The sequence below is a fragment of the Rickettsia endosymbiont of Seladonia tumulorum genome, assembly GCF_964030815.1.
Lineage (GTDB): Bacteria > Pseudomonadota > Alphaproteobacteria > Rickettsiales > Rickettsiaceae > Rickettsia.
The window spans coordinates 86,842-105,645 of sequence record NZ_OZ034963.1; the positions used below are offsets into that span (position 1 = coordinate 86,842).

An 18,804-nucleotide genomic window follows, 5' to 3' on the forward strand; every position below is an offset into this window, starting at 1 on the left:
GGTGGTATCATAACGAATATCAAACGAGGAAAATATGCAAAAGATGCATAATGCAGAATATCTTAAAGAATTATCAGTTAATAATATCTCATATAAAATTTACGACATAAATAAAGCTGCAAGCGATATCGATTTGCCTTTAAAAAAACTGCCCTATAGTTTGAGAGTATTGTTTGAGAATGTGCTACGTACCGGTTCAAAACGAAACTTACTGGTATTCAAAGAATGGCTAAAGAATAAAAAATCTGATGCGGAAATAGATTTTATGCCGACAAGGGTTTTGATGCAGGATTTTACAGGTGTGCCGGCTATAGTTGATCTTGCTGCTATGCGTGATGCGATGAAGAAGATAGGTGGTGATCCGCTAAAAATCAATCCGCTTATCCCTGTTGATTTAGTTATAGATCACTCAGTTAGTGTTGATTCTTATGCGTCGGGTAGCTCATTTGACAAAAATGTAGCAATGGAAATGAAACGCAATATAGAGCGTTATCAGTTTCTGAAGTGGGGACAGCAAGCATTTAATAATTTCAAGGTAGTTCCGCCGGGTACTGGTATTTGCCATCAGGTAAATTTAGAGTATTTGGCAAAAGTCGTGTGGCATAGTAATGGTGTGGCTTATCCTGATAGTTTGGTTGGTACAGATAGCCATACAACCATGGTGAATGGGTTATCGGTACTTGGTTGGGGTGTTGGCGGTATAGAAGCAGAAGCCGCAATGCTTGGACAGCCGCTTACTATGATTCTGCCGGAAGTAATCGGCGTAAAGCTAACAGGTAAGTTAACAGGTACTGCTACTGCCACCGATTTAGTCTTAAAGATTACTGAAATGCTACGGAAGAAAAAAGTAGTAGGTAAGTTTGTTGAGTTTTATGGCGAAGGGCTTAGAGCTATGACAATTGCCGATCGTGCTACCATTTCTAATATGGCACCTGAATATGGTGCTACTTGTGGTTTTTTCCCGATTGATCAGGAAACTATCAAATATTTAGAGCTGACAGGTAGAGATAAAGAGCAAATCAAATTAGTAGAAGAATATGCCAAAGCTCAAGATTTATGGTGCAATTTTGACCATGTAGCAGAATATACTGATATTTTAGAGCTGGATTTATCTGAAGTAACAAGTTCGCTAGCAGGTCCAAGACGTCCGCAAGATCGTGTAAATTTAGGTGATGTAGCAAGTGGTTTTAAGAAAGAGTTGCCGACTTTTTCTTCAAATAATATAAGTATTGATACAAAACATGCTGTAGCAAATCAGAATTACGAAATTGGTAATGGTGATGTGGTGATTGCAGCGATTACTAGCTGTACTAATACCTCTAACCCTTCTGTGATGATTGGGGCAGCTTTGCTTGCTAAAAAAGCGATAGGGCAGGGATTAAAGGTTAAGCCTTGGGTTAAAACTTCGCTTGCTCCTGGCTCGAAAGTTGTAACAGAATATTTAAAAAGCAGCGGACTTAATCAATATTTAGATCAATTAGGATTTAATTTGGTCGGTTATGGCTGTACTACTTGCATTGGTAATTCAGGACCTTTAAACCCAGAAATAGAAGATACAATCAACAAAAACGGCTTAGTCGTTGCTTCTGTTTTATCAGGCAATAGAAATTTCGAAGGGCGAATTAACCCGCTTACTAAAGCTAGCTATCTTGCTTCGCCTATTTTAGTTGTAGCATATGCTCTTAGCGGTAGCCTTAATACTGATCTAACAAATCAACCATTAGGAAAAAATGATAAAGGCAGAGATGTTTATTTAAAGGATATTTGGCCAAGTAAAGAAGAGATAGATAAGGTCATTGCAAATTCTATTAATTCATCTATGTTTGTAGAAAAATATTCCGATATATTTAGCGGAACAAAAGAATGGCAAAGCTTAGAGGTAACTAGTAGCTCTAATTATGCTTGGGATAAAAGCAGTACTTATATTAACAATCCGCCTTATTTTGAAAATATAGGCAGTAAAAATAGTATAAAAGATATTAAATCGGCACGAATTTTAGCAATTTTTGGTGATTCTATTACTACCGATCATATTTCACCTGCGGGAAGTATAAGTAAAACTAGCCCTGCTGCTAAATATTTAATGGATCATCAAATATCACCTATTGATTTTAATTCTTACGGATCACGCAGAGGAAACCATGAAGTGATGATGCGTGGTACTTTTGCCAATATTCGCATAAAAAATGAAATGTGCAAAGGAGTAGAGGGCGGTTTTACTATAAACCAGCTAAAAAATATGCAGCAAACTATTTATGATGCAGCAATGGATTATAAAGCAAATGGTGTATCTGCGGTAATTTTTGCCGGCAAAGAATATGGTAGTGGTTCATCAAGAGACTGGGCAGCAAAAGGTCCGCAGTTGCTTGGTGTTAAAGCTGTTATTGCTGAAAGTTTTGAGCGAATACATCGTTCAAATTTAGTCGGTATGGGAGTATTACCGCTAATTTTTACAAATAATATGACTCGTTTTGATTTAAAATTAGATGGATCAGAATCTAATGATATTATAGGTTTAAACGAACATATAAAACCTTATAATCCGGTTAAATGTATTATAAAAAAACAGAATGGCGAAACGCAAACTATTGATTTAATATTGCAAATATTTACAGATAATGAGATAAATTATATAAAGCATGGCAGTATTATGCATTTTGTGGTAGAGAATTTAAAGTAATATGCAAAGATATTTAGACCCAACAAATGATGTAGCTTTTAAAAAGCTGTTTACGGATAAAGCAAGGTTAATCAGCTTTCTCAATAATATTATGCGGTTGCCGGAAGAGTTAAGAATTATTGACCTTGAATATATTTCAAATGAACAAGTGCCGGATTTAGGACAGAATAAAAGGAGTATTGTTGACGTTAAAGTAAAAGATAATTCTGGCAATATTTATATTGTTGAGATGCAGAATGGTTATGCTGATGCTTTTTTAGCAAGGGTACAATTTTATGGTTGTGTAGCGTTTTCTTCACAATTAAAAAGAGGAAAAGAATATGCTGACCTTGCCCCTGTAGTTATGGTAGTAATTACTTCCGGATTTCAGGCATTACCTGAAGAAAAAGAATGTATTAGTTATCATCAAACTATTAATGTTGGTAATGGTAGGAATCAACTTAAATGTTTATCTTATGTATTTGTGGAGCTTGATAAGTTTACAAAAGAAGCGAACGAGCTTGAGACGATAGAAGATGATTGGCTATATATGATGGCTAAATTTGATAAAGCTAAAGAGCCGCCAAAGCATACCAAGGATAAGATAGTATTGTCAGCCTATAAGACTATTGAGCAATTTAATTGGAGTGAAGCAGAATATGACAATTATATTAAAGCGATGCTTGCTGCTCAAACAGAGGAATTAAACCAGAAAAGTAAGTTTAGAGAAGGAAAAGAAGAAGGTAAAATAGAGATAGCAAAAGAAATGTTACAAGATAATGAGCCTATAGAAAAAATCATTAAATATACTAAGCTTTCAAAAGAAGAAATAGAAAAGTTGAAATTAGAAATAGAGAAATAAAAGGTAAAAATATGGATAAACAACTTAAGGAATATACCGAAAGCGGTAAAAAAAATTTAATTGTAGTGTATATATTATATTTATGCGGAATAGTAGCACCGATATTGCCTTTAATAGGTGTGTTTTTTGCATATCTCAACAAGGATAAAGGCAATAATTTTGCCACTAGTCATTATATATTCTTATTCCGTACTTTCTGCCTTAGTGTTCTCGGATGGATCGTATGTTTTATATTTACGTTTATTGTTATTGGCGTAGTGTTATATTTTATTTTAGCTGTTTGGTATATATTGCGTGTTGCTATCGGCTTTAAATATATGATAGAAGATCAGGCATATCCAAATCCTATGACTTACTGGATAAAATAATTGTAGCGGTATTGCAATAATTTATGAAATGAATACCTCAGTAAAATTTACTAAAAAGTGGTGATTTAAAAAATTTATAATTTCAAATCAAGTGAAGAACCGCTTCAAACTTGATTTGTACAATTTTTAAAACAATAAGAAATTACCTAAGTAATTTCTTATTGAAGAGAATAAGAATGATAAAACTTACGATAGATGGTCAAGAAATAGAAGTATCAGAAGGTACTACGGTTTATCAAGCTTGCACAAAAGCCGGTAAAGAAATCCCACATTTTTGTTATCATGAGCGTTTAAAAATTGCTGGTAATTGCCGTATGTGCTTGGTTGAAATGGAAAAATCACCAAAGCCGATAGCTTCTTGTGCAATGCCTGTAGGCAACGGTATGGTTATTCATACTGATACGCCAATGGTGAAAAAAGCCCGTGAAGGGGTGATGGAGTTTTTGCTTGTTAATCACCCTATTGATTGTCCTATTTGTGATCAAGGCGGAGAGTGTGATCTGCAAGATCAGGCTTTTAGATATGGTAAAGGCACTAATAGATTTCACGAAAATAAACGCTCTATTAAAGATAAATATATGGGTCCGCTGATTAAAACAGCGATGACCAGATGTATACAATGTACTAGATGTATTAGATTCGCCAATGATATAGCAGGAATAGAAGAAATGGGGGCTATCCATCGTGGTGAGCATATGGAAGTTACTTCTTATTTAGAGCAAACTTTGGATTCTGAAATTTCCGGCAATATGATAGATATTTGTCCTGTCGGAGCTCTTAACTCCAAACCTTATGCCTTTAAAGCTCGTAAGTGGGAGCTAAGACATACTGCTAGTATTGGCGTGCATGATGCAGAAGGTTCGAATATCCGCATTGATAGTAGGGGTGACGAAGTGATGCGAGTATTACCAAGAGTCAATGAGGAAATTAACGAAGAATGGCTCTCAGATAAAAATCGTTTTAGCTATGATGGCTTAAAATATCAGCGTTTAGATCAGCCTTATATTAGAAAAAATGGTAAATTAGTCTCTGCAAGCTTCAATGAAGCTTTAAAAGCAATAGCTGATAAAATTAAATCTATTAAGCCAGAAAAAATTACTGTTTTCGCTGGGACTCTTGCTTCCGTTGAAGCAATGTTTATGCTTAAAACTTTCTTGCAAAAAATCGGTTGTAATAATTATAGCGTTAATCAGTTTAACTATAAATTAGATACTACGCAGCGAGGAAATTACTTATTTAATACAACTATTGCAGGGCTTGAAAAAGCCGATTTATGCTTGTTAATCGGAGCAAATCCAAGGCAGATAGCACCAGTTTTAAATAGTAGAATAGGCGGAAGAGTTCGAGTAGGTTCGTTGAAAGTAGTAAGAATAGGAGAGGGGCATAACCAAACCTATAAAATTCAGGATTTAGGAAGCGATCTCAAGATACTTGAGGAGCTAGCTTTAGATGAGCATAAATTTGCAAAAGAATTAAAAGCAGCAAAATATCCGATGATTATAGTAGGTGATGGTGTTTATGGGCGAGATGACGGATATGCTATATTATCGCTAATCCATAAAATGGTCGATAAATATAATATCACGCGGGATGATTGGAAAGGCTTTAATATACTTCATAATCACGCATCGATGGTTGGTGGGCTTGATATCGGTTTTAATACTGAATCTACTAAACTGGAAGAGATAGAACTTGCTTATTTGCTTGGAGCAGATGAAGTTAATTTTGATAAGCTTAAATCAGCTTTTATAGTGTATCAAGGGCATCATGGGGATATTGGTGCTACGAAAGCCGATGTTATTTTACCATCAGCTGCTTATACTGAGCAGAGTGGAATTTACGTAAATCTAGAGGGTAGACCGCAAATAGCAGAAAAAGCAGTATCACCTGTAGGGAAAGCTAAAGAAGATATAGCGATAATTAAGGAGCTGGCTGATTATTTGCAAGTGGATATTAGGGCAAGTAATTTACAGGAAGTACGAACAAAGCTTGCTGAAGAATATCCCGTATTTGCTGATATCGGTAAAATTATAGAGAATAAGTTTGCTAAATTTAGTTCTAAAGATAAATTATCAAAAGAGCCTATAACTTCTAGACCTATTAATTATTACATGACTGACGTTATTAGTAAGAATTCTGTAACCATGGCAAGATGCGTAAAGGCTAAGCAGAAAAGGGATGAGGAGGCAGCGTGAAGACTTGAACCGTCATTGCGAACGAGCGAAGCGAGTGTGGCAATCTCAGGAATATATACTACCTCATAAGATTGCCGCGTCGTTGCTACGCATCTCCTCGCAATGACGATTGTATGACAATTAAATAACATTATGACAGAACTCTTTTTTGAATATATTTTTCCGTTAATTATAATCGCTTTAAAGGTGGTGGCGATTACTATACCATTAATATTATGCGTTGCGTATTTAACATATGCTGAGCGTCGTGTAATCGGGCTTATGCAGCTTAGAAAGGGTCCTAATGTTGTTGGACCATTTGGGCTTTTGCAGCCTATAGCAGATGCGGTAAAGCTATTATTTAAAGAGCCGATCATTCCGACTAACGCCGATAAAATATTATTTGTCCTAGCACCGATGATAACCTTTATATTAAGCTTAATCGGTTGGGCAGTTATACCTTTTGCAAAAGGCGTAGTTCTTGCCGATATTAATGTCGGAGTCTTATATATTCTTGCTATTTCTTCCTTAAGTGTTTACGGCATTATTATTGCCGGCTGGGCTAGCAACTCAAAATATGCATTTCTTGGAGCTATACGCTCATCGGCACAAATGATTTCTTATGAAGTATCGATGGGGCTTGTTATTATTACTGTGCTACTTGCTACCGGTACTCTGAACTTAAGCCAAATTATTGAAGCACAGAGAACTATGCCGTGGTGGATTGATTTAATGCTAATGCCGATGGGGGTGGTATTTTTTATCTCAGTACTTGCTGAAACAAACAGATTGCCTTTTGATTTACCGGAAGCAGAATCAGAGCTAGTTGCCGGTTATAATGTCGAATATTCCTCTATGGGTTTTGCTTTATTTTTCCTAGGTGAGTATGCTAATATGATATTAGTTAGTGCAATGACTACCACTTTCTTTTTAGGGGGGTATTTACCGCCATTTAATATATCATGGTTAGATTGTGTCCCAGGTTTCTTTTGGTTTGTTTTTAAAGTTGGATTTTTGCTATTTTGCTTTTTATGGATTAGGGCAACGCTGCCACGATATCGTTATGATCAGTTAATGCGTTTAGGCTGGAAAGTATTTCTACCGCTAACTTTATTTTGGGTAGTGCTGGTGTCGAGTGTATTAATTTATACTGATAATTTGCCGGGTATTTAACAGTTATGGGTAAAGAACTTTTTCCTGATTTTATCAAAGAACATTATGAAATTCATGAGTGGAAACATGCTATTGCTATTTTAAAAAATGATTTTGTTGATGAGTGGAGTGATATAATACAGGTACTAAAAGACTTTCGTTTTAAGAAAAGCTGGATTACTGTAGGAGGAGGTGAAAAATCTGAAATATCGAAATCAATAGATAAATCTTTTGCAGAATTAGGTTGGAAAGAAAAAATGTTTTTAACCAAAGTTATAGTAGATGAAAATTCTTTAGACTCTCCGACCCATAAAGTTGATTGTTATAAAAATAGAATAGCATTAGAAATTGAATGGAATAATAAAGATCCTTTTTTTGATAGAGATCTAAATAATTTTAGACTTTTATTTGATTTGCGTGCAATAAGTATAGGAATTATAATAACTAGATGTACAGAGTTACAAAAAATATTTAATTCTATCGGTAAAAGTAGCTCATATGGTGCTTCTACTACCCATATATCTAAATTACTTCCAAGAATTGAAGGTGGCGGTGGGGGAGGTTGTCCAATTTTAGTTTTTGGTATTACTAACAAATTATACATAGAGGATTAAGTCGTGAGTAATATCGTAACAGCGAAAGAAGATTTTGAAAATAATGTAAAAGGCAAATTTCATACTATCCTTGCTGATCCTCCTTGGCAATTTGAAAATAGAACAGGTAAGGTCGCCCCAGAGCATAAAAGACTAAATCGCTACTCCACATTAAAACTTGATGAAATAAAAAATATTCCTGTAGCAAATTGTATTCTTGAGCCAGCACATTTATATTTATGGGTTCCCAATGCTCTGCTTCAAGAAGGGTTGGAGGTAATGAAAGCGTGGGGCTTTACTTATAAAACAAATATAATTTGGTCTAAAATTCGCAAAGATGGCGGACCTGACGGTAGAGGGGTAGGATTTTATTTTCGCAATGTTACGGAAATAGTCTTATTTGGTGTGCGAGGAAAAACTGCTCGTACTTTAGCCCCTGCTAGAAGCCAAGTTAATTTAATAAGTAGTAGAAAGCGAGAGCATTCTAGAAAGCCTGATGAATTATATGAATTAATAGAAAAATGTAGCAAAGGACCTTATTTAGAGCTTTTTGCTAGAGGTACAAGACCGAATTGGAAACAATGGGGTAATGAAGTAGAGGATTATAATCCTAAATGGGTAACCTATTCAAATCATTCGCAAGTAACAAAACAAGAAGATATAAGTTACAGAGATAGGAGTTTGATTATTAAAAAGTCTGCTTGAAAAATAAAATATGATCAATTATTTAAAATCTTTTTTTCTATACGAGATAATAAAAGGCTTGGCTTTGACTTTAAAATATTTCTTCAAAGCTAAAGTCACTATCAATTATCCCTATGAGAAAAGCCCAGTTAGCCCAAGGTTTAAGGGTGAGCATGCTTTGCGTCGTTATGAGAATGGCGAAGAGCGTTGCATCGCTTGTAAGCTTTGCGAGGCTATTTGTCCGGCACAGGCAATAGTCATTGAAGCAGATGAGCGGGAAGATGGCAGTAGACGTACCACCCGTTATGATATAGATATGACTAAATGTATTTATTGCGGGCTATGCCAAGAAGCATGCCCTGTTGATGCAATAGTTGAAGGTCCTAATTTTGAGTTTGCCAGCCTAACCCATACTGCCCTTATTTATGATAAAGAAAGATTGCTGCAAAATGGTGATCGCTGGGAGCAAGCACTAGCTAACAAGTTACATAAGGATTATGAGTATAGGTAGACGCTGCGGTTAAAAGCTTTAAAATGCTTTACTATTTTCCAAATAGAGCTTCGTCTACTGATTTTATATTAATAATGCCAAATTAACAAAAATATATTCTTGATAAACACAAAATTATGTACTATAGTTAGTACTTAATTAAATGCTTATTATAGTTATAATTATGGAGCATATTTACGCAAATTTAACAGTTAGTATATCGGAATTTAAGAAAAGTCCTACTGCTTTACTTGATAAATCTAATGGTAAACCTGTCGCTTTACTAAATCATAATAAACCTACCGCTTACGTAATTCCTGCTAAACTATATGAACAAATAATTGAAGCTCTAGATGATCAATATTTACTAGAACTTGCTACAATTAGGTTAAAAGATAAATCAAAGGCAATCAAGGTTAATATAAATGACTTATAGTCTGGAGTTTATCCCTGTTGCTAAAAAAGAGTGGGACAAACTCGATTCTACCATAAAGGAACAATTTAAAAAGAAATTAAAGGAAAGACTTAAAACTCCTTGTATATACCTTTAATACTTCAAGATTTGGCAAGCCAAATTTCGGGATTCGTCTTTGCTCACGTAGTTTATCTACGTTCCGCAGACTCACCGCTTATTTGACTTACCAACTTTTGAAGTATTTGCGGTATACCCAAAGACGCAATAAGCGGTGGAAATAACTTATATAAAATAAAGCTAAAGTCGGTTGGTTATCGATTAGTATATGAAGTAGATGATAATCGTATCATAATACTTGTACTTGCTATTGGTAAAAGAAATCGTAACGAAGTTTATAATAAATTATCCTCTCGTCTTTAAAATTTCTAATTATATTATATGTTTTGTTACATAATTCAATATAATTTTAATTAAATAAGCGTTATTATATCTTTAATAGGTACAACAGTTATATTAATTGCTAATTGATATTTTTTTGTCCCAGGATATATAACAAATAATTCATCCAGTGCTAAATATTGTATAGCCTTATGCATAGAGGAAGTGAGAGTAGGGGCGTCGCTAAACTTAAACTCAAAGCCTAGCTTTAAACCTTTATGCTTTATGAATAAATCGAGTTCCCCTTCTTGATGTATTCCCCAATAATAGCAATCCTCGCTTCGTTTATCAAATAGCCTTATTATTTGTTCTAAAGCAAAGCCCTCAAAACTAGCTCCTAGTTTTGGATTTTTTAATAATTGTTCTTGTGAATAAATATCAATTAAATGATGAAATATGCCTGAATCAGTAAAATATATTTTAGGTCTTTTTTTCTGACGTTTAGAAATATTTTCAAACCATGGATATAATTGACGTATCATAAAAGTACCGGATAAGATATCCAGATAATTTTTTATAGTATGGTCACTGATTCCTAAGGATTTTCCAATTTCAGAAGCATTAAAAATATTTCCATGATAATGAGCAAGCATAGTCCAAAAACGGCGTAATGTAATTGGCGGAATCAAAAATCCAAGGTTTGGAATATCTCGTTCTAAAAAAGTTCTAATATATTGTTCAAGCCAATCAAATCCTGTCTCGGGATAAAGGTAGCAATTCGGAAAGCCACCAAATAAATGTAATTGTTTTATGTTATTTACTTCCAATAAAGAAAAAGGATGTACCTCAATATAGGATATTCTACCGGCAAGGGTTTCTGAGGATTGTTTAATTAAATCTCTTGAAGCACTACCTAATATTAAAAATTGTTGTTCTATATTTTTATCGGCTAGAACTCGCAGCGTAGGAAATAAATTTGGTAATCTTTGAATTTCATCAATAATAATTAAGCCTTTTTTATTTTCAAGTGCTATATAAGGATTCTCTAACGCTGCTAAATCTCTGATATCTTCTAAGTCAAAAAAATGTACGTCCTGATGCCCGTGAGCAAATTGACGGGCTAGTGTGGTTTTACCGCATTGTCTTGGACCTAGAAGTGCTACTATCTTATGACTTAAAAATTGAGTTTTGATTTTTTCTAAATATTTTGGACGTTCAACAATGGCTTTCATAAATCACAATATTTGATCTTTAAGAAAATTATATCATGAAATTTCGAACTTTGCATTCGAAATTTCATATTATTCATCAATTTTTGATAAAGATATATCTTCTCGCACTCCTCCAATTTCCTTAAATACCTCAATAGCTCTTGCTCTAGATAGCCCATAATCTACTATCGGTTCTAGGTAATGATCATACATTTTGTGGAAATTAATATTGTGGATAATATGTGGTGGGACATTTTTTAAGGCAGGTAAATATTTCTTGATATACTCAGCATCTGAGTCAAAATTTTTCCCTTGAGTATAGGGGTTAAAAATACGGAAATAAGGCTGAGCATCAGTACCACAAGAACTTGCCCATTGCCATCCGCCGACATTAGAAGCGAGTTCGTAATCCATAAGGTACTGAGCGAAAAACTCTTCGCCTTTCCGCCAGTCTAAAAGCAAATTCTTGCTGAAAAAACTAGCAACGATCATCCTTGCCCTATTATGCATCCAGCCGTCACCGACAAGCTGCTTAACTGCTGCATCAATTATAGGATAACCAGTTTCGGCATTAATGAATTTATCAAAATACTCTTTCTTATTATTCCAAGGTATTTTGTTTTTATATTTTTCTAAAAATTCCTCATTAACAGTATTTGGAAAATGATATAGAATAGTTGCGTAAAACTCTCGCCAAATTAGTTCATTAATCCACGTTATACTACCCGGGTTTGAGGTAGCGTTAAAAGCCTTACGATAACATTCTCTTATCGATACAAGCCCAAACCTTAAATAAGGTGAGATGGTACTTGTGCCGTTAAGATATAAAAAATCCCGATCGATTTTGTAACGATTTATTCTTCTCGTGATGAATTTATCTAAAACATTCTGAGCATTTTTAGGCTGCCAAAGCTCATCTTCTTTATAGACGTAACCGATTTGTTTTAATGCTTCAGATTCCCCTACATTTAGGTCAATAGTTTTCAGCTCTATACTTTTGGGTGTATATAATTTATCCTCTAAATTATAGCTATAATTTGTTAGTAGCTTATTATGTGATATACTTCCATTATCCGCTATAAATTTACGAAAAGCCTGCATATAAGGAGTATATACTTTATAAGGCTTATTATCTTTCGTTAAAACTCTATCAGGCTTTATAAGTAAATGATCACAATATAAATTAAGCGTGCAATCATTACCTAACAACTCCTGAACTTTTTTATCACGTTCTATATTGTTTGGCTCATAATCTTCATCAGCATAAATATTTTCAATTTTTAAGGTAGCTGCGAGTTTTGGAATGATATCTAAAGGGTTGCTGTGAAATACTAACAGCTTCCCTTTTAGCTTTTTAAGTTCATCATTAATTAAACAAAGTGTGTTTGCTAAAAAGGAAAGCCGTCTGTCATATGGATTTTTAAACCTTTCTAAAATAGTGGTATCGAAAATAAAAATTGGTAGGATTTTATCAGAATTACGAAGTGCTGCTGCGAATGATTTATTATCATGCAGCCGCAAATTACGCCGTAACCAAACTATAGAAGTTTTGTTCATATATGCTCGATTGTTGTAGTTTTTCCGTCATGAGCTACGCGACTAAAAGAAGCGTGGCAATTTCGTGAAAATGTCCTGAGATTGCAACAGAGCTTCGCTCCTCGCAATGACGTTTTTTGAGCCACGGGATGACACAGCTAAAATTATTTCAGTTCTTTGCTTATTAATCCTTTTAGCTTCTCTTTTGCAGCCTCTCTAGAGAGAAAACTTGCATAAGAATCGTGATGTTCTTTATCTTCAATAAAGTGTACAAAGAAAACTTTGCGGTTATCTTTTTGTAACCATCCTATAAACCAACCTATTTGACGATCTTTTAACTTTATAGTTCTTAAGACGATTTCCGCTCCCTGTTTTAGCATAAAGCTTCCATCCATCTGCAAAATCTTCGATAAACATAATATTTTTGGTCATTTCCTGAGCTTTAAGGCTTACAGGTAATTGAGCTGCTGCAAGTTTTTGTAGGAAAGCAATCTGTTCTTCAGGTGAAATTTCTAAAGAGCTAGAAAGCCACACATTAGTTAAACCATTGTTCTTTCCTTTATCTCCTGAAGTATCTTGGTTACCATAATTAAATTTTGTTACGTAATTATGGAACTTTTCATAACCTAATTCTTTAGTAATAAGACGTGAATACCAAAGACAGCTATTTTTCATCCAGTCTTTAGGTGTATGTGGCTGTTTCCAAACTTCAAGATAATCGTCATAACCATCTTTAAAAGGTAATTTTGGATGAGTTTCATCAATTAAAAATCCGTTATCATAACCCATTAAACTTAAAACAATTTTAAAGGTAGAACATGGAGCATAGCGTGATTTGCAATCACCATCTTGTTTAATAAGCTTATCATTTTCCTTAACTAAAAAGCAATCTGCTTTAGCTGCAAAAGATGCAGTAAATGATATTAACGCAGTTAAGTATAAAGTAATTTTTTTCATTAGTTTTAACTTTTTTAGGTTTAGTATATTTCCTGAGATTGATCTTTTTCGCTAGGCACGTAATCAAAAACGTCATTATTATAATTGTTGTCTATAATTTCGCTGTCATCTTCAATTATCAGGATGTTATTGATCTTAAATGCTTCCATAATAGAACCACCAGGCGTGATTTGACCAGTTGCTCTATCTACAGCTTGTAATCTTATTGAATCAGGTACTTTAAAAGGCAATGATGGCTCATTTTTATAAGCATTACTCATAAAATCAACAAAAATAGGCAGTACTACGCTTGATCCTGTTGCTCTTCTTCCTAAAGTTCTTGGCGTATCATACCCAACATAACTACCCACAACTATTTTAGGCGTGAAGCCTATAAACCATGTATCTTTACTATCGTTACTAGTACCGGTTTTTCCGCCGATAATTTTCCCTAATTTCTTTGCGGAGTAAGCAGTCCCTCTATCTACTACACCTGTTAAAAGTGAGGTAATTTGATAGTCACTTGCTGCATCCGTGACCATATAAATATTTTCTGCCGGAATTTCTAATATAGCGTTATCTAAATCATTATCTGAAACGTTACAAGTTGTACATTCTCTATCATCTCTGCGATAAATAACTTTGCCGTTACGATCTTTGATTAATTCAACAAAATGCGGCTTTATTCTTTTACCACCATTAGCAATAATGCCATAAGCATTAGTTATTCTCTCAAGCGTTGTTTCAATAGAACCAAGTACCATAGAATAGACTTTTTGCGGATTATCATTAATTCCGAATCGCTTAATTATATCAACGATTTTGGTGAGTCCCACCGCAGTTGCTACTCTAACTGTTACAAGATTACGGGATTTTTCAAGTCCGGTACGCATAGTAATCGGTCCTAGAAACTTACCCTCATAATTTTTAGGTCGCCAGCTAGGCATGCCTGGACCTTGCGAAATCTCAATAGGACCGTCATTAAAAATCTGATTTGGTTTAACGCCATTTTCAAGGGCTGCTAGATAAACAAAAGTTTTACTTAAAGAACCAGGTTGACGAAGTGCCTGTGTTACCCTGTCAAATTTACTAGCAAAGAAATCATATCCGCCGACGCTTGCAAGTACCTGTCCAGTATTTGGATTCATGACCATAATAGCACCGTTTACTTCTGGAATTTGCCGTAAGGCATAATAATCTTTTACAGGTTCTACAACTATTACATCACCCTTTGTTAGTAGCTTTTTAGCTGATTTAAGCTCACTTTTTGCCCATTTCATTTCAGAAATAGGGATTTTAGATTTAGCTCCGCTTGCAAACCCGATCTCAGCTTGAGTATCAGTAACTTCTAAAACTACAGCGATTTTATATTCTAGAAGCGATGGTGTGGTTGGTAATTTTTTTAGTTCTTCTTGCCAGTTATTAAGTGAAATAGTAGCTATAGCTTTTCTGAAACCACGTTTTCTATCAAAATCTCTAAGACCTTTTCGTAGTGACTCTTCAGCAAATTTTAGCATTTTAGCATCTAAAGAAGTAATAATAGTAAGACCGCTAGTATAAAATTCATCTTTACTACCTAGCATTTTAATTACTTCATCCCTAACTTGCTCAGCATAATAATCGGCCGTAACAGTTTCATCCTGATCTCGTTTTCGTAGCGTAATTGGACTATCTACTGCCTCTTTTGCTGCATCGCTTGTGATATAACCATCTTCTAGCATTCGCATTATTACATAATCACGACGAGCTTTAACCCTAGCATAATTTTTCTCAGGATTAAGTTCAGAAGGTGCTTTAGGTAATGCTGCAATAAAAGCTGACTCTGCAATAGTTAGCTCCTCTACTGATTTGTTAAAATAATTTTGTGCGGCGGTAGCAACCCCATACGCACCACGCCCAAAAAATGTTTGATTGAGATATAATTCTAAAATCTGATCTTTGGTAAATACTCTTGAGATCATATAAGATAAAATTGCTTCTTTGATCTTACGCTGAAACGATACTTCATTGGTAAGTAGAAAATTCTTTACTACCTGCTGAGTAATAGTAGAAGCACCCTCAATACGCCTATGATGAAGAAAATTTGATATGTTAAGAAACGCTGCCCTAACTATTCCAAATAAATCAACCCCTTGGTGGTTATAGAAATTTTTATCCTCTGCAGCAATAAAGCTTTCTTTTAATGAGGTAGGAATACTGTTAATTGGGATAAATACACGCCGCTCGAAAGCATATTCCTCCATTAATTTTCCATCACGAGAATAAATACGGGTTACCGAGGGAGGATAATATCTTGCTAGCTGTCTATAATCAGGTAAATCACGGGAATAGTAATATATTATATAAGAGACAATTCCGCAGCCTATTAAAAAAAGCAAAGCAAGAATTTTTAAACAAAAAAATAGAGATTTATACATTTTAGTTTTATTATTTTATGGGTTGCCACGCTCCTTACAATGACGATCTTAAATTATATCTCCACTTAAACTATTAAGTGCTGCTTTAGTAATTTTTACCTCAATAATTTTACCAAGTAAATCTTTATTAGAGTTTTTGATATATACGGACTGCATATAAGGTGTTTTGCCTATGATTTGATCATCAAATTTACCATTACGATCAAATAAAACTTTCATAATACTTCCTACACAGCTTTCATTAAAGGCTAGCTGTTGATTTGATAATTCTTGCTGTAAGATAGTTAATCTTTCTGATTTAATATGTTCAGGCACTTGATCGTTTCTTGTCGCCCCTGGGGTACCAGGACGTGGGCTATATTTAAATGAATAGCACTGACCATATTTTACTTTACGGATTAAATCTAAAGTATCGGCAAAATCTTCATCTGTTTCGCCAGGAAATCCAACAATAAAATCAGAAGATAAAACTATATCAGGTCTTGCTTTTCTTAAGCGATCAATTATATCAAAGTAATAATCCCGATCATGTTTGCGGTTCATTGCCTTGAGTATTTTATTTGAACCTGATTGCACTGGAAGATGTAAAAACGGCATTAATTTAGGCTCTAAGCCGTGCAAGCTTATTAAATCATCTGTCATATCTATCGGATGTGACGTGGTATAACGTAATCTCTCTAAATTTGGAATTTTTGCTAAATGCCTTATCAAATCAGCAAGAGTAAATACTTTATCGTCTGATGTTTTGCCGTGATAGGCATTAACATTCTGTCCAAGCAGCATGATTTCTTTAGCACCGCTGCTAACTACCTTTAAAGCTTCTCTATAAACTTGCTCTACATTTCTTGAAAATTCAGCACCTCTAGTATAAGGTACTACGCAAAAAGTACAAAACTTATCGCACCCCTCTTGCACTGATATAAAGCTACTAGCTCCTTGCGGATATAACTGCTCAGGTAATTGGTCAAATTTTGCTTCTTCAACAAAATCAAGATCGATTAAGTGTTTTTCGTGTCTAACAACTTTAGAAATTAATTCGGGTAAGTTATAATAAGATTGAGGACCAACTACGATATCAACATAAGGAGTTCTGGTAAAAATTTCTTCGCCCTCAGCTTGTGCAACACAGCCAGCTACTACTATTATTGCTGAATTTAAACCTTGTTTTTTTCGTGCATCTTGTAATTTTTTAATGCGACCAAGTTCCGAATAGGTTTTTTCTGCGGCTTTTCCTCTGATATGGCAAGTATTTAAAATAATGACATCTGCTTCCTCGATATTTTCTGTAGGCTCATAGCCGTAAGGATATAGCAAGTCCTGCATCTTAACGGAGTCATACACATTCATCTGACATCCGTAAGTTTTAATATAAAGCTTCTTACTCATATATAATGTTTTGTAATACCTTAAAAGGTCTACATTATAATATATTTAAATAACTTTATCAAATTTTAAATAATATTCGAGGGAAGTATTGTTTAGGTTCTATGCATTTTTAAAAAATGCATAGAATTTAGAATTTGTGTAAATTCTAGATAGGTTATATGAAAATAAAAAGAAAGATAATTATATTATTTCACATTTAGAGTGATGTTTAGTACCTCCTAGTTTTTTAACGTTATTATCTTGTTCTTGCTGCAAATCTCCATGATGAAATGGTGTAGTAACCATTCCTGCTAGATTTTTGGAATCTTGCTGTGTTTGTTGTACAAAAGCTTTGTTTGCTTCAGGGTTATAAGTTTTTTGGAATTCTTTAAATAATTCTTCTGCAGTTTTTTTTTCTTTAGACATAATTTTCTCCTTTTTTAGTTTTGTGATTGATTATTTTATAGACGAATGAATTATATCTCCCGACCTATTTTTTTTTGATTATTAATTTGTGGTTGTACATTTTGCGATATAGTTTTTTTAGGTTCTGAATTAGTTAAAGAATCCTTTATTTTATCGCATTGATGCTGAGTTTTTACATTTTGACGTATTTTTTTATCTTTTTCATCTAGCTCTTTATTATTTGTTATTGCATCATGTTGATTGTAAAGTAAAACATGTTTTTGCTTTAATTGTTCATGTTTATCAGGGCTTCTAGTATGTTCTGTTTTTTCTATAGCATCTTTAAATTGTTTTATGTGTATGTGATCTTTTTCATGCGATGATTTTAATTTATCGAGATCACTCTTTATGTTTTGTCTTATTTCTCGAACTTTTTCTAATAATTCCTTATTCGCTGCTAGTTTGTCATGATTAGTTTTTAATTTATTTATTTGCTCTGGGGTTAAATGTTGTTTTTTTATTTGCGATAAGCTGTTAATTTCTTTTTCTAGCTCTTCCTTTTCTTGCTGAGCTTTCTCAAATACTTCATTTATTCCTTTCTCTTGTTCTTTAAGCCCTGCAAATTTTTGTCTACGCTCTTCTACTTCTTGATGAGTTAGTATATTTTTATCTACAGCTTTTTCATCAATTGTTATCTCCCCTTTAGAATCTTTTTTTACCATTTCTTCTAGTGGGGTATATAATTTTTTATACTCTTCTAGATTTTCCTTAAATTTATCATGTTTAGTATTAAGCTCTCTAATTTGTTCTGTTACTTTTGCTTTATATTTTTGTATTTCTTCTTGTTGTAGTTGCTGTTGTAATTTTTCTAAGTCTCTTGCATAAGTTTCAGAATTAGATTGTATTTCAGAAGTTTCTTGCTTTTTTATTATAGTGTTTTGAATTTCATCAATTATATTATTAAGATAACTATTATCAGATTTTAGCGATCGTATTTGACTTGCTAATCTACTTAACTCTGTAGGATTATTAGTAGCACTTACTTGAGAAAGGATAGATTTAATCTCATTAGAAATTTGAAGATCATCTATCTGTTTCTTGCTTATATTTTCTTTATTACTCACAATAACCTTTTATATCTATTGCTCTCATTGCAAAA

16 protein-coding genes and 2 pseudogenes are annotated in these 18,804 nt (G+C 33.9%); 10 read left to right on the forward strand and 8 right to left on the reverse strand.

Annotation, left to right across the window (positions count from 1 at the left end; translation table 11 throughout):
* The first annotated feature begins 34 nt into the window (after positions 1-34).
* From acnA to AAHF54_RS00470, 9 genes are all read left to right on the forward strand, one after another.
* Complete coding sequence (gene acnA / locus AAHF54_RS00430; protein ID WP_341788676.1) at positions 35-2,680, forward strand: aconitate hydratase AcnA; 2,646 nt, start codon at positions 35-37, stop codon at positions 2,678-2,680.
* Between the two features lies 1 nt (position 2,681).
* A complete protein-coding gene (locus AAHF54_RS00435) occupies positions 2,682-3,521 on the forward strand; it encodes an Rpn family recombination-promoting nuclease/putative transposase (protein WP_341788677.1) in 840 nt (279 codons plus the stop codon).
* A gap of 11 nt (positions 3,522-3,532) precedes the next feature.
* Positions 3,533-3,889: a DUF4870 family protein gene (locus AAHF54_RS00440; RefSeq protein ID WP_011476796.1), complete on the forward strand. Its 357-nt coding sequence runs from the start codon at positions 3,533-3,535 to the stop codon at positions 3,887-3,889.
* 176 nt (positions 3,890-4,065) lie between these two features.
* Positions 4,066-6,084, forward strand: a complete 2,019-nt coding sequence (gene nuoG, locus AAHF54_RS00445; protein WP_342170036.1) for an NADH-quinone oxidoreductase subunit NuoG — start codon at positions 4,066-4,068, stop codon at positions 6,082-6,084.
* A 132-nt stretch (positions 6,085-6,216) separates the two neighbouring features.
* Positions 6,217-7,236, forward strand: coding sequence for an NADH-quinone oxidoreductase subunit NuoH (gene nuoH, locus AAHF54_RS00450; RefSeq protein ID WP_341788679.1), 1,020 nt, complete (start codon positions 6,217-6,219; stop codon positions 7,234-7,236).
* A gap of 5 nt (positions 7,237-7,241) precedes the next feature.
* Positions 7,242-7,829: a BglII/BstYI family type II restriction endonuclease gene (locus AAHF54_RS00455; protein ID WP_342170037.1), complete on the forward strand. Its 588-nt coding sequence runs from the start codon at positions 7,242-7,244 to the stop codon at positions 7,827-7,829.
* A 3-nt stretch (positions 7,830-7,832) separates the two neighbouring features.
* Positions 7,833-8,513, forward strand: coding sequence for an MT-A70 family methyltransferase (locus AAHF54_RS00460; RefSeq protein ID WP_341794746.1), 681 nt, complete (start codon positions 7,833-7,835; stop codon positions 8,511-8,513).
* 10 nt (positions 8,514-8,523) lie between these two features.
* Positions 8,524-9,003, forward strand: a complete 480-nt coding sequence (gene nuoI, locus AAHF54_RS00465) for an NADH-quinone oxidoreductase subunit NuoI (RefSeq protein WP_341788682.1) — start codon at positions 8,524-8,526, stop codon at positions 9,001-9,003.
* A gap of 163 nt (positions 9,004-9,166) precedes the next feature.
* Positions 9,167-9,418, forward strand: coding sequence for a type II toxin-antitoxin system prevent-host-death family antitoxin (locus AAHF54_RS00470; protein WP_341788683.1), 252 nt, complete (start codon positions 9,167-9,169; stop codon positions 9,416-9,418).
* Positions 9,419-9,521: 103 nt separating this feature from the next.
* Here AAHF54_RS00470 and AAHF54_RS07430 read toward each other — a convergent pair.
* A pseudogene (locus AAHF54_RS07430) lies at positions 9,522-9,649 on the reverse strand (palindromic element RPE5 domain-containing protein); the annotation flags it as partial.
* A 39-nt stretch (positions 9,650-9,688) separates the two neighbouring features.
* Here AAHF54_RS07430 and AAHF54_RS00475 point away from each other — a divergent pair.
* Positions 9,689-9,817, forward strand: a complete 129-nt coding sequence (locus tag AAHF54_RS00475) for a type II toxin-antitoxin system RelE family toxin (RefSeq protein WP_342170246.1) — start codon at positions 9,689-9,691, stop codon at positions 9,815-9,817.
* A gap of 50 nt (positions 9,818-9,867) precedes the next feature.
* On the opposite strand, the gene AAHF54_RS00480 is transcribed toward AAHF54_RS00475, so the two are convergent.
* The 7 genes and pseudogenes from AAHF54_RS00480 to AAHF54_RS00510 form a co-directional block, all read right to left on the reverse strand.
* A complete protein-coding gene (locus AAHF54_RS00480; RefSeq protein ID WP_341788684.1) occupies positions 9,868-11,007 on the reverse strand; it encodes an ATP-binding protein in 1,140 nt (379 codons plus the stop codon).
* Positions 11,008-11,076: 69 nt separating this feature from the next.
* Complete coding sequence (locus AAHF54_RS00485; protein ID WP_341788685.1) at positions 11,077-12,543, reverse strand: deoxyribodipyrimidine photo-lyase; 1,467 nt, start codon at positions 12,541-12,543, stop codon at positions 11,077-11,079.
* A gap of 143 nt (positions 12,544-12,686) precedes the next feature.
* Positions 12,687-13,479: pseudogene (gene blaOXA, locus AAHF54_RS00490) on the reverse strand (class D beta-lactamase).
* A 20-nt stretch (positions 13,480-13,499) separates the two neighbouring features.
* Positions 13,500-15,875, reverse strand: coding sequence for a penicillin-binding protein 1A (locus AAHF54_RS00495; protein WP_342170038.1), 2,376 nt, complete (start codon positions 15,873-15,875; stop codon positions 13,500-13,502).
* 48 nt (positions 15,876-15,923) lie between these two features.
* On the reverse strand, positions 15,924-17,261 hold the full coding sequence (gene miaB, locus AAHF54_RS00500) for a tRNA (N6-isopentenyl adenosine(37)-C2)-methylthiotransferase MiaB (protein WP_342170039.1): 1,338 nt from the start codon (positions 17,259-17,261) through the stop codon (positions 15,924-15,926).
* Between the two features lie 180 nt (positions 17,262-17,441).
* Positions 17,442-17,666, reverse strand: a complete 225-nt coding sequence (locus AAHF54_RS00505) for a hypothetical protein (RefSeq protein ID WP_341788689.1) — start codon at positions 17,664-17,666, stop codon at positions 17,442-17,444.
* A gap of 50 nt (positions 17,667-17,716) precedes the next feature.
* Complete coding sequence (locus AAHF54_RS00510) at positions 17,717-18,769, reverse strand: hypothetical protein (protein WP_341788690.1); 1,053 nt, start codon at positions 18,767-18,769, stop codon at positions 17,717-17,719.
* Between the last annotated feature and the right edge of the window lie 35 nt (positions 18,770-18,804).